Source organism: Sphaerisporangium krabiense (assembly GCF_014200435.1).
Classification (GTDB): domain Bacteria; phylum Actinomycetota; class Actinomycetes; order Streptosporangiales; family Streptosporangiaceae; genus Sphaerisporangium; species Sphaerisporangium krabiense.
In genome coordinates this window covers 3,242,242-3,256,207 of record NZ_JACHBR010000001.1, presented here as the reverse complement: position 1 = coordinate 3,256,207, position 13,966 = coordinate 3,242,242, and the positions used below count along the sequence as shown (strand labels likewise).

Annotated in this window: 13 protein-coding genes and 1 tRNA gene; 6 read left to right on the top strand and 8 right to left on the bottom strand. The window is 70.2% G+C overall.

Translation table 11 applies throughout. From position 1 onward, the window contains the following. Positions 1 to 38: 38 nt before the first annotated feature. The 6 genes from sepX to galU form a co-directional block, all read right to left on the bottom strand. Positions 39 to 830: a divisome protein SepX/GlpR gene (gene sepX, locus BJ981_RS14565; RefSeq protein ID WP_184611703.1), complete on the bottom strand. Its 792-nt coding sequence runs from the start codon at positions 828 to 830 to the stop codon at positions 39 to 41. Between the two features lie 184 nt (positions 831 to 1,014). After that, positions 1,015 to 1,638 (bottom strand): GNAT family N-acetyltransferase, encoded by a 624-nt coding sequence (locus BJ981_RS14560; RefSeq protein WP_184611701.1) that lies wholly within the window; start codon positions 1,636 to 1,638, stop codon positions 1,015 to 1,017. Positions 1,639 to 1,690: 52 nt separating this feature from the next. Continuing rightward, entirely contained in the window at positions 1,691 to 2,170 is a 480-nt protein-coding gene (locus BJ981_RS14555; protein ID WP_184611699.1) for a MogA/MoaB family molybdenum cofactor biosynthesis protein, read from the bottom strand. Next, on the bottom strand, positions 2,167 to 2,637 hold the full coding sequence (moaC, locus tag BJ981_RS14550; RefSeq protein WP_184611697.1) for a cyclic pyranopterin monophosphate synthase MoaC: 471 nt from the start codon (positions 2,635 to 2,637) through the stop codon (positions 2,167 to 2,169). The genes BJ981_RS14555 and moaC overlap by 4 nt, the downstream gene beginning before the upstream one ends. After that, a complete protein-coding gene (gene glp / locus BJ981_RS14545) occupies positions 2,634 to 3,833 on the bottom strand; it encodes a molybdotransferase-like divisome protein Glp (protein ID WP_184611695.1) in 1,200 nt (399 codons plus the stop codon). The genes moaC and glp overlap by 4 nt, the downstream gene beginning before the upstream one ends. A gap of 19 nt (positions 3,834 to 3,852) precedes the next feature. After that, positions 3,853 to 4,758 (bottom strand): UTP--glucose-1-phosphate uridylyltransferase GalU, encoded by a 906-nt coding sequence (gene galU, locus BJ981_RS14540; RefSeq protein WP_184611692.1) that lies wholly within the window; start codon positions 4,756 to 4,758, stop codon positions 3,853 to 3,855. Positions 4,759 to 4,782: 24 nt separating this feature from the next. On the opposite strand from galU, the gene BJ981_RS14535 reads away from it, so the two are divergent. Further along, positions 4,783 to 5,352, top strand: a complete 570-nt coding sequence (locus BJ981_RS14535; protein ID WP_239139596.1) for a 5-formyltetrahydrofolate cyclo-ligase — start codon at positions 4,783 to 4,785, stop codon at positions 5,350 to 5,352. A 19-nt stretch (positions 5,353 to 5,371) separates the two neighbouring features. On the opposite strand, the gene BJ981_RS14530 is transcribed toward BJ981_RS14535, so the two are convergent. After that, on the bottom strand, positions 5,372 to 6,457 hold the full coding sequence (locus BJ981_RS14530) for an LCP family protein (RefSeq protein ID WP_184611688.1): 1,086 nt from the start codon (positions 6,455 to 6,457) through the stop codon (positions 5,372 to 5,374). Between the two features lie 129 nt (positions 6,458 to 6,586). Here BJ981_RS14530 and BJ981_RS14525 point away from each other — a divergent pair, with 129 nt between their 5' ends. The 4 genes from BJ981_RS14525 to BJ981_RS14510 all read left to right on the top strand — a co-directional run bounded on the left by BJ981_RS14525 (position 6,587) and on the right by BJ981_RS14510 (position 10,904). Next, positions 6,587 to 8,089 (top strand): potassium/proton antiporter, encoded by a 1,503-nt coding sequence (locus BJ981_RS14525; protein WP_184611686.1) that lies wholly within the window; start codon positions 6,587 to 6,589, stop codon positions 8,087 to 8,089. A gap of 290 nt (positions 8,090 to 8,379) precedes the next feature. Next, complete coding sequence (locus BJ981_RS14520) at positions 8,380 to 8,727, top strand: FmdB family zinc ribbon protein (protein ID WP_184611684.1); 348 nt, start codon at positions 8,380 to 8,382, stop codon at positions 8,725 to 8,727. A 140-nt stretch (positions 8,728 to 8,867) separates the two neighbouring features. Continuing rightward, entirely contained in the window at positions 8,868 to 9,674 is an 807-nt protein-coding gene (locus tag BJ981_RS14515; protein ID WP_184611682.1) for an S-methyl-5'-thioadenosine phosphorylase, read from the top strand. Between the two features lie 621 nt (positions 9,675 to 10,295). Continuing rightward, complete coding sequence (locus tag BJ981_RS14510) at positions 10,296 to 10,904, top strand: RcpC/CpaB family pilus assembly protein (protein ID WP_239139595.1); 609 nt, start codon at positions 10,296 to 10,298, stop codon at positions 10,902 to 10,904. Positions 10,905 to 11,093: 189 nt separating this feature from the next. Here BJ981_RS14510 and BJ981_RS14505 read toward each other — a convergent pair whose 3' ends face one another. Continuing rightward, positions 11,094 to 12,182, bottom strand: a complete 1,089-nt coding sequence (locus BJ981_RS14505) for a D-alanyl-D-alanine carboxypeptidase family protein (protein ID WP_239139594.1) — start codon at positions 12,180 to 12,182, stop codon at positions 11,094 to 11,096. 1,199 nt (positions 12,183 to 13,381) lie between these two features. On the opposite strand from BJ981_RS14505, the gene BJ981_RS14500 reads away from it, so the two are divergent. Beyond that, a tRNA-Arg gene (locus BJ981_RS14500) sits at positions 13,382 to 13,454 on the top strand. The last annotated feature ends 512 nt before the right edge of the window (positions 13,455 to 13,966 follow it).

Genomic DNA, 13,966 nt, shown 5'->3' with positions numbered 1-13,966 from the left:
CGTCCGCGCCATCCGGAGTGGGTGATCGTTCTGGGGGGTCAGTCGCCGACGGCGCGGCGGGTGCGGTCGGCGTGCTGGTCGAAGGGCTCGGTGGGCTTGCGGAACTGGATGATCTCGGCTTCGGCGCGCTGGGCGGCGAGTTCGCGGGCGTGGTGGCGCTCGCGTTGCAAGCGCTCGTGTTCGGCGTAGGCCTCGGCGGCGGCGAGGCGGCGTTCGCGGTCCACGGCGACCGCGACGCGGAGCACGGAGAGGTAGGCCACCAGCAGGACGGCGGAGGGGGCCACGCTCCACCAGGGGGCCACGCCGACGGCGGCCGTGACGAGTGAGGCGATGTGGAGCAGGGCGATGCACAGGAGCCAGCGCCGGCGGCGGGCCACCACGCGGGCGCGGCGGCGCCGCTCGTCCCGTGCGGACTCCTCGGCGGCGGTCAGCTCGGAGACGGGGGTGGCGTCCGCCGGATCCTCGGATGGGGAAAAGCGCTCTGCCCGGACGGGCTCCGCGTCGGACTTGGACGGCCCTCCCCGGATGGGTTCGGGGGACGAGGACGGACGGGCTCGGGCCGGTCCCGTGGAGGAGTGGCCGCGGGGGGTGGCGGGGTTGTCGAGTTCTACGGTGATCTCGTCGTCGTCTGACGGGGTGGCGGCGGGGAGGTCGGAGACCGGGACGTCGGTGAGGGTGTCGCCGTTCGGCTCTTGGAGGTCGGAGCGGTCCTCGTGGGGGCCGAAGGGCTCGATGACGTCGATCGAGTGGCGGTCGCGGCGCAGCCACATGGGTACGAGGACGCAGAGCCACATGAGGACGATGCCGAGGTAGAGGAAGGCGCTGCTCATCGCCGACCTCCGGGCAGCGTGAACACGGCACGGGACCCGGGTGCCGTCGCAAATGTGTTCACGTGACGCACCGTAGGACCGCGCGTCACTGGTTGACGAGCATTCAGTGCGGTGTGTCGCGAGATCGTCAACCTGTTTATCCCCACGGATACGTCAAACGTATCCATCGTCCGGTACCCGGCGGTCAGTCGCGGGCCGTCTTCTCCCAGGTCTGCCTCCACTGCGACAGCAGCCCGCGCGGGACGTCCTCAAGGGTGAGGGCGTAGCAGATGTGGTCGCGCCAGGCGCCGTCGATGTGGAGCTGACGGCGGCGGATGCCCTCCTCGCGGAAGCCGAGCTTCTCGACGACCCGGCGGCTGGCGTGGTTCTCGGGGCGGATGTTGGCCTCCAGGCGGTGCAGGCCGACCCGGAAGAAGCAGTGGTCGACGGCCATGGCGAGCGCCGTGGGGATGATGCCGCGCCCGGCGAGGGAGCCGCTGATCCAGTAGCCGACCTGGGCGGAGCGCGCCGAGCCCCAGACGATCGCGCCGACGGTGAGCTGGCCGGCGAAGGCCCCGCGCCAGGTGACGACCCAGGGGAGCGCGAGCCCTTGCCGTGCCTCGCGGCGCAGGGTGCCGACCATCGAGATGTAGGGGCCGAGGCCGGTGCGGAACAGGGGGGTCTCAGGGTTGCTCGGCTCCCAGGGACGGAGCCAGTCGGCGTTGCGCAGCCGCGTCTCGCGCCAGACGCCCACGTCGCGCAGCCGCAGCGGCCGGAGTCCTACCGGCCCCTCTTTGAGGGTGGCCGGCCAGCCGCGAAGTCGATCCACGGGTCAATCATCCCCTCCCGGAGCATGAGTTCGCCATTGCGGCCTGCTTACCTCAGGGATTGGGATGGTCTCCGCCTCTGATCTGGTCGACCGCGTGCCGCAGCACGGGGGCGAGGACGGCCATGCCGTCCCGCACGCCCCCGGAGGATCCGGGCAGGTTGACGATGAGGGTCGTCCCCGCCTGGCCGGCCAGCCCTCGGGAGAGTACGGACGCCGGGACCTTGTCGCGGTTGGCCTGGCGGACGGCCTCGGCGATGCCGGGGATCTCGCGGTCGAGGACGCGGCGGGTCATCTCGGGCGTGAGATCCGTGGGGGTGAGGCCGGTGCCGCCGGTGGTGACGATCACGTCGTATCCCGCGCGGACGCCTTCGCGCAGCGCGGCCTCGACCGGGTCGCCGTCGGGGACGACGCGGGGACCGTCCACCTGCTCGCAGCCGGCCTCGGCGAGCAGCCGCACCAGCAGTTGTCCCGATTTATCGGGATAAATGCCTGCGGCTGCCCGGTTGGACGCCGTGACGACCAGCGCCCTCACGGCCGGGTCCAGACGCCGGTCTTGCCGCCGGTCTTCTCCTCGACCCGGACATCGCTGATCACCGCGGCCGGGTCCACCGCCTTGATCATGTCCACCATGGCCAGGGCCGCGACCGAGACGGCCGTCAACGCCTCCATCTCCACGCCCGTACGGTCCGCGGTCTTCACGCGCGCCGTGATCTCGACGCCCGCGTCCACGACGGCGATCTCGACCTTGACGCCGTGCAGCGCGATGGGATGGCACAACGGGACGAGGTCGGGCGTCCGCTTGGCCCCCATGATCCCGGCGATGCGGGCGACCCCGATCGCGTCCCCCTTCGGCACGTCGCCGGACCGCAGCACGGCCACGGCCTCGGGCGACAGCAGGACCCTGCCCGTGGCGAGGGCCGTGCGGGCGCCGACGTCCTTGGCCGAGACGTCCACCATGCGCGCCGCACCCGACTCGTCGATGTGGCTGAGCTCGCTCACAGCGGGATCACCTCCACGGCCTCCCCCTCCGTCAGTCCGGTCACGTCCTCGGGCACGACGATGAGCGCGTTGGCCGAGGCCAGCGCGGCGAGCTGATGGGACCCCTGCCCGTGCACGGGGGCGACGGCGCCGTCCGTCCCGAGCACCCCGCGCAGGAAGGACCGCTTGCCCGCCGGGGACCGTGCCGCGGACGTGAGCGTCGCCGTGACGGTGGGCGCGGGCGCGGCGGGCAGTCCCCGCATCACGGCCAGCGCGGGCTTCACGAACAGGACGAACGAGACGTACGACGAGACGGGGTTGCCGGGAAGCGTGAAGATCGGGACCTGCCGCTCGCCGAGCAGCCCGAACCCCTGCGGCATGCCCGGCTGCATGGCGACCTTCTCGAAGCGGACCGTCCCGAGCGGCGCCAGGGCCTCCTTGACCGGCTCGTAGGCGCCCATGGAGATGCCGCCGCTGGTGATCACGGCGTCCGCCTCGCCGAGCAGCGCGTCGAGCGTGTCCTTGAACTCGGCGGGGTCGTCGCCGACGGCGCGCCTGCGGACCGCCTCGCCGCCCGCCTGGCGGACGGCCGCGACGAGCGTGAAGCTGTTGGACTCCCAGATCTGCCCGTGGGCGAGAGGAGTGCCAGGCTCGGCCAGCTCGGCGCCCGTGGACAGCACGAGCACGCGGGGCCGCGGGCGGACCCGGACCGCGCTCCTGCCCACCCCGGCGGCGATGCCGAGCTGAGCGGGGCCGAGCACGGCGCCGGAGGACAGGACGACGTCGCCGGGCCGGACGTCCTCACCGGACCTGCGGATCGCGTTGCCCGCGGGCGCGGGCCTGCGGATGGCGACCTCGGACACGCCGCCGTCGGTCCACTCGACCGGCACCACGGCGTCGGCGCCCTCGGGCACCGGCGCGCCGGTCATGATCCGCGTGACGTGCCCGGCGGCGACCGCGCGCCGGGCGCCGTCGCCGGCCGCGACGTCGAGCGTGACCGGGAGCACGACGGGCTGGTCCTCGCTCGCCGCGGCGACGTCGGCGGCCCGCACGGCGTACCCGTCCATGGCGGAGTTGTCGAACGGGGGCAGCGCGACGGGGGCCTCGACGTCCTCGGCCAGGATGGCGCCGAGCGCCGCGTCGAGGCCGAGGACGACGGGGTCGAGCGGGCGCACGGCGGCGAGGATCTCGGCGAGGTGTGCGTCGACCGATCTCATCGCGACCATGATCTGATCATCACCCGGAATGCCGGTCGAGGAACTCGCGGAGCCAGGGGATGAAGTCGGGGGCCAGATCGGGGCGCTCGGCGGCGAACTGGACGACCGTGCGCAGGTAGTCGAGCTTGTTGCCGGTGTCGTAGCGGCGCCCGCGGAACAGCACGCCGTGGACGGGGCCGCCGTCCTCGTTGGTGCGCCCGGCCAGTTCGAGAAGGGCGTCGGTGAGCTGGATCTCGCCGCCGCGCCCCGGCGGGGTGTTCTCCAGGACCTCGAACACGGCGGGGTCGATGACGTAGCGGCCGATGACCGCCCAGTTGGACGGCGCCTCGTCCGCGGGGGGCTTCTCGACGAGGCCCGTCACGCGGACCACGTCGTCCTCGGAGGTGGGCTGGATCTCGGCGCAGCCGTACAGCGAGACCTGCTCCCTGGGGACCTCCATGAGGGCGACCACGCTGCCGCCGTAGGTGTCGCGCACCTCGATCATGCGCTTGAGCAGGTGGTCACGGTGGTCGATCATGTCGTCGCCGAGCAGGCAGGCGAACGGGTGGTTGCCGACGTGCTGCTTGGCGCACAGGACGGCATGGCCCAGGCCCTTGGGCTCACCCTGGCGTACATAGTGGAAGGTGGCGATCTCGACGGGTTCGAGAACCTGGGACAGACGCTCGGAGTCGCCCTTGGCCGCCAGCACCTCCTCCAGTTCGTAGGCGCGGTCGAAGTGGTCCTCTATGGAGCGCTTGTTCCGGCCTGTCACCATGAGGAGGTCGAGGAGCCCGACGGACACCGCCTCTTCGACGACATACTGGATGGCCGGCTTGTCGACGATCGGCAGCATCTCTTTCGGGGTCGCCTTGGTCGCCGGAAGGAAGCGGGTCCCGAGGCCGGCGGCGGGAATGACGACTTTCGTCACTGGATCGTAGTCAGCCATGGATGCACCTTAATGGAGGGCCGAGTGGACAAAGCGGAGCTGCGCCGGAGGATCGTGGCCGCGCGCACAAGGCTCACCGATCCGCGCGGCTCGGCGACCGCGATCAGGGAAACGCTACTCGACCGGCCCTGGGTGCAAATGGCCGGGCTGGTCGCGTGCTATTGGTCGTTGGGCACGGAACCGTCGACGCACGGCCTGGTTTTCGCGCTCTGGAAGCACGGCGCCACCGTGATCCTTCCGGTCCTGCGGCCGGACGACGACCTCGACTGGGCCGTCTACGACGGTCCCGGATCGGTGGAGCCGGGACCGCGCGGCCTGATGGAGCCGGTCGACACGCGGCGCGGCGTGGACGCCATCCGCACCGCGGCCCTGGTCATCGTGCCCGCGCTCGCCGTGGACCCGTCCAGCGGGGTCAGGCTGGGGCGCGGGGGCGGCTCGTACGACCGCGCGCTCGCCCGGGTCGGGCCGAACGTGCCGACGGTCGCGCTGCTGCACGAGGGCGAGTTGATCGAGGGAATTCCCGCGGAACCCCACGACATGGCGGTTTCGATGGCGGCGCTTCCCTCGGGCATCGTCACGCTCGGACGGGTGTGATTTTCGTCACGGATTTTCGTCACGAGACGATTTGAAGATCCGCCAGACCGCCATTGTCGTCGAAGTATTCCTGCAGCTTGTCGTCGCGGACCGCGGCGAAGAATCGCGCGCCGGTCTTCCTGTCGACCCGGACGACGCTGGCCCCCTTGATCATGGCGGTGCCGCTGGTGGGGATCGTCGTGGAGTCGACCGTGTCGGGACGGATGTCGCGCAGCTCGAGGGCCAGGTCGCGCAGCGTGCTGAGCGTGACGCCGGAGTCCACGCTGACCGCGCGGGTGAGCGCCTCCAGGAAGGCGTTGAGCTTCAGCGGGCTGGTCAGCAGGTCCCTGCTGATGATCTTGTGGCCCATCGCGCGGACGAACGCCTGCTGCCGCTTGATGCGGTCGAAGTCGCCGCCGGGCAGGTTGTACCTCTGCCGGACGAACAGCAGGGCCTTCTCGCCCTCCAGGTGCACCATGCCCTGCGGCCAGGTGACCTTGTTCATCGGGTCGTACACCTTGCGCGACACGTAGACGTCGACGCCGCCGATCACCTCGGTCATCGCGACGAAACCGCGGAAGTCCAGCGCGGCGAAGTGGTCGATGCGGATCTTGGTGAGGTCCTCCACCGTCCTGATCAGCAGCTTCGGCCCACCGAAGGCGTACGCGGCGTTGATCTTGTTGTTTCCGTGCCCGGGGATGCGGACATAAGAGTCGCGGGGGATGCCGATGAGGGTGAGCCGATCACGGGCGGCAGGGACGTGTACGACCATGATCGTGTCGGCCCGCTGGGAGCCCGCCTCGCCCGGCCGTTTGTCCGACCCGATGAGCAGCCAGTTCTGCGCCTCGCCCACGGTCTTCGCGGGCCGCCCCGCCTCTTCGGGAAACGCCCCGGTGATGCGCTGGATGTTGCCGTTCAGAGTGATCTGACGCTCCATCACCAGCGCGAAGCCCGCCGCCAGCACCACGGCGAGGACGAGCGCGACCACGATCAGGACGCGGCGCAGTAACCGCCGCTTCTTCGGAGGAGCCTCCTGGACGTCGTCGCCGTCGCCGGCGGAATCGTCCTTCCTCAGACCGTCAAGAACCGCCGGGTTCTTCAGGTACGGGGAAGACTCGTCCGTCACTACCGTTCACCCATGAATCCGTAGATCTCTCATCCGTGTCGCGTGTGACGGTAGCTCAAAGTAGTTCCTCGTGGTAGAGGACCATACTAATACGCCACAATGGGCGGAAAATCACGACAGGGAGGGCCGATGAATCTGAATATCTGGCTACTCCTCGCGTCCGTCGTGGTGATCGCCGCCATCGCCTCCGTCCGGATCGCCCACCGCACGGGCCTGCCGACCCTGCTCATCTACCTGGGCATCGGCCTGCTGCTCGGCGAGGCCGGGCTGGGCGTCCAGTTCGAGAACGCGAGCGTGGCCCAGCAGATCGGCCTCGCCGCCCTCGCCGTGATCCTCGCCGAAGGCGGCCTGACCACCCAGTGGGCGCACGTACGCCAGGGCGTGCCGACCGCGCTCGCCCTCGCCACCATCGGCGTCGGCGTCAGCATCGTCGTGCTCGCCGCGTCCGTGCACTGGCTGCTCGGCATGGACTGGCGCATGGCGCTGCTGCTCGGCGCGATCCTCGCCTCCACCGACGCGGCGGCGGTCTTCTCCGTCCTGCGCCGCCTGCCGCTGCCACGGCGGCTCGCGGGCATCCTGGAGGCCGAGTCCGGCTTCAACGACGCGCCCACGGTCATCGTCGTCGTCATGCTCAGCGGGCTCGGCACGCCGCTGCCCGACGTGGCGCACGTCATGGGCGAGGCCGCCCTCGAACTCGGCGTCGGCGCCGCGGTCGGCCTCGCCGTCGGACCGCTCGGCGGCTACGCGCTGCGGCGCGTCGCGCTGCCGTCCTCGGGTCTGTACCCGATCGCCGTGCTCGCCCTCGCGTTCGTCGCCTACAGCGGCGCGGCGCTGCTGCACGGCAGCGGCTTCCTCGCCGTCTACCTCGCCTCGCTCGTCCTCGGCAACACGCGCCTGCCGCACCGGCCCGCCACCCGCGGCTTCGCCGAAGGAGCCGCCTGGCTCGCCCAGATCGGGCTGTTCGTCATGCTCGGCATCCTGGCCAGCCCCTCCGAGCTGCCCTCGACCGTCGTCCCCGGGCTGATCGCCGGGCTCGCGCTGCTGCTGCTCGCGCGGCCCGCGTCCATCGTGGCCTCCGCCCTGATCGTCCGCGTCACCGGCGTCGACGCGCTGTCCTGGAGGGAACAGCTCTTCCTGTCCTGGGCGGGTCTGCGCGGAGCCGTGCCGATCGTCCTGGCCACCATCCCCTGGGCCGCGGGGATCATCGGGGCGAAAGGCCTGTTCAACGAGGTCTTCGTCATCGTGATCGTCTTCACGATGGTGCAGGGGCCCACGTTGCCGTACCTGGCGCGCGTCCTCGGCATCGGCGCGCCCGGCGAGGCCCGCGACCTCGGCGTCGAGGCCGCGCCCCTGGAAGAGCTCGACGCCGACCTGCTCCAGATCACGATCCCTCCCGGCTCGGGACTGCACGGAGTGGAGATCTTCGAGCTCCGCCTGCCGTCCGACGCCGCCGTCACCATGGTCGTCCGGGAGGGACGCTCGTTCGTCCCCGAGGGCTCGACCCGGCTCCGCGCGGAGGACCAGCTCCTGGTCGTCACCACCGCGGCCTGCAGGCAGACGGTCGAGCGGCGCCTGCGGGCCGTCAGCCGGCGCGGCAAGCTGGCGGGATGGTACGGCGAACGTGGCGACTGAGAATCTGCCCCTTGCGGGGCCCTTACGACGCCGGCGCGGGACCCCAGCACCTCAGGCCGCGCGGCCACAGTTCCCCCTCGTGGCGACCTTCCCCACCGCCCCTCCCGTCCTCTCCCGCCTCTGCGGCATACCAGGACAAGGCATCCGCATAGGGGCCCGTGACCTCGGCGGGGAGAGCTTGCGACGGGGATTAGAACCCGGCTGGGTGGCGTTTAGCCTAATCGGCTGCGTACCATTAGCAGTCGCATCGGTAGAGTGCCAATCTGCGTGAGCCATATGAGGAGGACCGCGTGCCCACCTACCAGTACGCCTGTACCGCTTGCGGTGAAGGTCTCGAGGTGACTCAGCGCTTCACCGACGATCCGCTGACGACGTGCCCGAGCTGCTCCGGCAAGCTGCGCAAGGTCTTCTCCGCCGTGGGCATCGTGTTCAAGGGGTCGGGCTTCTACCGTACGGACAACCGTTCGTCCGGCTCCTCCACCTCCACGACCTCGTCGTCGTCCGCCAAGTCGGAGTCCGGCAGCTCCTCGGATTCGGGGTCGGCCTCCAAGTCCGACTCGGGCTCGGGCAAGAAGGAACCCGCCGCCGCGAGCTCCTCGTCCACGTCCTCCACTTCCTCCACGTCCTCCACCTCCTGACGCCGTCGCGGGTTGTACGGCCGCCTCTGACGCCGTACAACCCTCCTCCGCCCCCGGCTCGTACGAGCGGCTGAGGCGGTTTTCCACAGGCGGCGGTTTCGCCGCCGACGGGCCCGGCACGGCGCGCTAGTGTCGTCGCCATGGTCACCAGAGCGGACATCGGAGTCATCGGCGGCTCAGGCTTCTACTCCCTCCTCGACGACGCCGAGGAGGTCGAGGTCACCACGCCGTACGGCCCGCCGAGCGATCCCGTCACCGTGGGGCGCATCGGCTCGCGAACCGTCGCGTTCGTGCCCCGTCACGGCCGCGACCACCGCTACCCTCCCCACCGCATCCCCTACCGGGCCAACCTGTGGGCGCTGCGTTCGCTGGGCGTCCGGCAGGTGCTGGCCCCGAGCGCCGTGGGGTCGCTGCGCGTCGAGTACGGCCCCGGCACGCTCGTGATCCCCGACCAGCTCGTCGACCGCACCTCCGGCCGCGTTCACACCTACTACGACGAGGGGGGCGCGGTCCACGTCCCCTTCGCCGACCCGTACTGCCCGGTGGGCCGCGCCCTGGCCTACACGACGGCGAGCGCCGAGGGGTGGGAGACCGTGGACGGCGGCACCCTCGTCGTCATCGAGGGCCCGCGCTTCTCCTCCCGCGCCGAGTCCCGCTGGTTCACCTCCAACGGCTGGTCCATCATCGGCATGACCGGCTACCCCGAGGCCGCCCTCGCCCGCGAACTGGCCCTCTGCTACACCACGCTGGCGCTCGTCACCGACCACGACGCCGGGGTCGAGGCCGGCGAGGGCGTCACCCAGGAAGAGGTCTTCGCCTTCTTCGCCGCCAACAGCGAACGCATGCGCACCCTCGTCGCCACGGTCGCCGCCACCCTCCCGCTCGACCGCGCCTGCCCCTGCTCCACCGCCCTGAACGGCATCAAACTCCCCTTCGCCCTCCCCTGACCAAACCCGACCGTCATCACCGTGGCCGACGGCACCGTGCGGCGCGGGGATGACACCCCTGAGGTCGGGTGATCATGTCCCTCTGCGGTCCGGTCCACCCGCCGACCAGCCTCCCGGCCAAGCGCTTCGTCCGCGTGCCGTTACCGGACGATCGGCGGGCCGTTACGTTCGCCTCGCCTCGGCGACAACGCGTGCATACCCGCCGACCAACCACCTGCGGCATGGGGCACGTCCACGTGCCGACCACCTTGGACCATGTGCCGGCCAACCGGTGATATCGGCCCGCGTGCCTCCCGATCGGTTAACGGTCCATGTACCAGCGACGGCCACGCCGGTCCACATGCCTACCGAACGGTGTCGGTCCACATGCCTGCCACCGGTGACGTCGACCCCATCACCAGCCGGCCGATCACGTCGACCCCATGACCAGCCGACCGACGACCTCGATCCGCATGCCCAGCCGACCAGTGACACCTCTCCGTCGAGTTCCCGAGTCCCTCGGCCGCCCAGCGAACGGCCCGACATGGCCCATCAGGAGCGATCACCATGCGCACCGCACCATCTTCTGGCGCACCATCTCGTGGCGCACCATCTCTTGGGGCGCTGTCTCGTGCCGCTCGAATGGTCAACCGACGGCGGCGGCTCTTGGCCGCCGCGCTGGCGGCGATGGCCATGACGTGCCTCGGTCTCGCCGTGCGTCCCGCCGCCGCCACCGAGGTCCTCGCCGCGGCCCGCGACCTCCCTGGCGGCGCACTGTCCCCTGCGGACGTCACCGTGATCAGGCTTCCCGAGGGCACTGTGCCCGACGGAGCCCTCCCCCCTGCAGCCCCGGTCGACGGCCGTGTCCTGACCTCGCCCGCCCGCCGCGGCGAGCCGCTGACCGACGTACGCCTGCTCGGCCCATCCCTCGTCGACGCCTACGGCCCCGGCCTCCTCGCCGCGCCCGTGCGCATCACGGACGCGTCGTCGGCACACCTTCTGCGCTCCGGCGACGTCATCGACGTCATCGCCGCCGCGCCGAAGTGGGACGACGCGGTCGCACCCCCGACCGCGACGGTGGCCCGTGCGGTGACCGTCATCGCCCCACCCACGGCGACCCGTGCCACCGACGCCATGGGCGACACCGGCGCCCTGGTAGTCCTCGCCGCCACTCCCGATCAGGCCACCCGCCTCGCCCAGGCCGCCACGGGCTCACGCCTGTCCATCGCGATCCACGGCCACCGGCAATGAGTGCGATCCCGAGCAGCCACTCTCCGTGACAAGGCCACGAAGCCCGAATCCCGTGACCGTCCGTAACTTGAGGCCGCGAACAGCGAGCCGCGCCATCTGCCCCCACGCACACCGTCCGTGTCGTCGGAAACGTGACCACCTGCGACGCACATAGTTATCCACAGCACGTGGACAACTATGAAGTCTCTCCTACAGCCCGGACCCGACCTTGGGGTCATACTCCCAGTGCCAGGGCTCAAAGGGACTGCGATACGCCCAATCAGGATGAATCCACCCGAACTGCTTACCGTTCGCCTCAAGCCAGTTGAACTGCGCCGAGCGGAACGACTCCACCCCGCCGCACAGGTCCACCGCCAGCCCCAGCCCGTGGTTGCTCCGCCCCGGGACGGCCGCGAACCCGGGCCGACGGTAATAGACCGACTGCTGCGCCCCGAGGCTGCGGTAACTGTCCGTCACACATATCGACCTGCCGAAGCGCCGCTTGTACGCCTCGTTGAGCGCCACGAACGCGATCGCCGCGTCCGCGCGCAGCTCGCGCCCCGGCTGCTGGAGTGGACACAGCACACTCTTGGGCAGCAGGCCGTTCGGATACTGCGCGGCCGAGCTCACCCGCGTGGGGTCGCACGCGGCCCCGGACCGACCCCCCTGGTTGACGCGCACCCCGAGCTTCACCAGCGCCTGCGACAAGGACTTGACGGTCGCCGCCGAACGCTTCCGCAACGTGTCGATCTCCAGGCTGAGCTGAGCCTCGACCAGCAGCTTGGTGGCCCGGAGATCCTGCGCCTCGGCCGCCAGCCTCTGCTGCTGTTGATAGAGCCGCCCCGCGTCGGCCAGCACCTCGTCCCGCCCGGACACCAAGTAGGTCATGTCGCTGAGCGCGCGCAACTGGTCGACGTCGCTATCACCGGAGAGGAACGGAGACATGTCCCCGCCCGACGGAGTCTGGTAGAGCGACTGGACGAGGTCGGCGAGCGGCTTGCGCACCCGCGACATCTGCGCGGTGGCCGTGCGGAGCTGCTCCAGCTTCGCCTTCAGCTCGGTGTCCGCCTTCGCCAGCGTCGCCTGCCGCTGTTCCAGAGCCTTCGTCGCCTCCGCCAGCGCCTGCGACGACTTCTCGGCCTCCCGCCGCAGCTCCGTCAGGTTCCCCGGACCCGGCTCCCGCGCGGCCTCCTCCAGCGCGACGGGCTTCGCCTGCGCCGTCCCCGACGACGCGAGCACGAGCACGGAAGCCAGCCCCATGAAGACCGCGACCAGGCTCGCCGATCGAGGAGATGGCACGGTTGGAACCCCTCCAGTTGCGAACTTGTGACCTCAGCCCGGCACGCACGTTACTACAGCAAGCCAAGTGCCCGGGCCCGAGGCACAAGACCCGTTATGCACGGATCATGGCATTTATACCGCCCCCACCCCCCAAACTTGACGCACTCTCACGAATCCCCCACCCCACCCCGGCAAAGCCCACCCAACCCCCCACCAGCGCCCCCGAGTCGCCCAACGCCACACACAACGCCGCCACCTCAACCACACGCAAGACCAGCCACACCCTTCCCACAACCGGTCGACCACGCCCCCTAAGCCACGACTGCCACGACGTTCCACAGGACACCCGCCAGCTCTCCTCGCAAGGTCCAGCCGTCACCGCAGAGGCCACCGCCGTCACCAGTAACGGCGCCGGCAAGGGCACCAGCCATGGAGCCGACGATGGGGACAGGCAACGGAACCAATGACGGGATCGACAACGGAACCAGTGCCGGGATCGGCGACGGAACTCAGGGACAGGATCGGCGATGGAGCCGATGCCGGCATTGGCACAGCGCCAGGCGATACTGCCACCATCGATGGTGCTGCCGCTTCGGGGCGGTCACCACCGGCGGTGATGCTGCTTTATGCGGTCACCACCGGCGGCGCTGCCGCTTCGGGCGGTCACCACCGGCGGTGATGCTGCTTTGTGCGGTGCCACAGACTCCGATCCGGCTCTTGAGAGCGGCGGCCTTGACCACCGCCGCTTACGACGACGCCAACGCCGACCGCACCCGCTCCCCCTCCCCGCCCGAGCCACCACTCCCCTCACCCACTAAGCGCCGCGACCATAAGCCCCACCGCGATCACCACAGGCACGACCAAAGCCCCTATCAACACCCCAAGCCGAACCCTCCGCCCCTGCAAGCGCCCCGGCCGCAACCCACAACCCAGCTCATGCCCCCAGGAGCTTGCTCGCCCAACACGTCCTCCACGCATCACGTCCACGCAGACGCCCCCCACCCCAAGACCACCGCTACACCCACCCCTCGTGCGCCCAGCACCACCCACACAGCTCACACTCACGCTCCGCGACCATAGTCACGCCCCGCAACCACCAACCCCCCCATGTCCCCCCTTTACCGCAGCTCAGCCCACCCATGGCCTCCCCCACCAAGACCCAAGCCCCACCACGTCACACAACCCCCCCACCTTTCGGTACGCTTACACCAGATCCCGCCTCCGTAGCTCAGGGGATAGAGCACCGCTCTCCTAAAGCGGGTGCCGCAGGTTCGAATCCTGCCGGGGGCACCTATCCACCAGCCCTAACCAGGCCCTATCTGGGCTTTTGCTTAGCCCTCTTGAGCAGCCGTAGGCCACCGTGTGCAGCCGTATGTCAGCTAGTGCGGGATATACGCGGGATGGGCATCGCCCAGTTCTCCCTGTAAATGAAAGGACCCCAGGGGGATGACTCGGGGTCCACTCGCCGCAATGTGGATCACTCGTCCAAAAGCTTCGCCGATCTTGCTATTGGCGCGAGACTGCTGCCTCCTCCATGCACTTCGCGTAGACGCGTAGCAGGACGTCGACGCTGTGGCCGGCGCGCTTGGCGACCTCTCTGGCGTCCGGATCTGCCGATGGACGCGCACTCCTGGTTTCGGAGCGACGTCAGGTGACGAGCACGGTAGTGAGCATCGAGAGATACGGCTCGTGGGCGAGACGCAGGCTGGCAAGGTCGGATGTCTCGAACCACGCCACAGCGTCGTGCTCGTTCGGCGCGGGCGGCAACCTCCTCTAAGTAAGGCGGATGGTCCGTCACCGAG

Bases quoted from the DNA above. Each gene is read 5' to 3' on its own strand.
- sepX (WP_184611703.1), bottom strand. From the start codon at position 830: ATGAGCAGCGCCTTCCTCTACCTCGGCATCGTCCTCATGTGGCTCTGC.
- glp (WP_184611695.1), bottom strand. From the start codon at position 3,833: ATGAGATCGGTCGACGCACACCTCGCCGAGATCCTCGCCGCCGTGCGC.
- galU (WP_184611692.1), bottom strand. From the start codon at position 4,758: ATGGCTGACTACGATCCAGTGACGAAAGTCGTCATTCCCGCCGCCGGC.
- BJ981_RS14525 (WP_184611686.1), top strand. From the start codon at position 6,587: ATGAATCTGAATATCTGGCTACTCCTCGCGTCCGTCGTGGTGATCGCC.
- BJ981_RS14515 (WP_184611682.1), top strand. From the start codon at position 8,868: ATGGTCACCAGAGCGGACATCGGAGTCATCGGCGGCTCAGGCTTCTAC.
- BJ981_RS14510 (WP_239139595.1), top strand. From the start codon at position 10,296: ATGGTCAACCGACGGCGGCGGCTCTTGGCCGCCGCGCTGGCGGCGATG.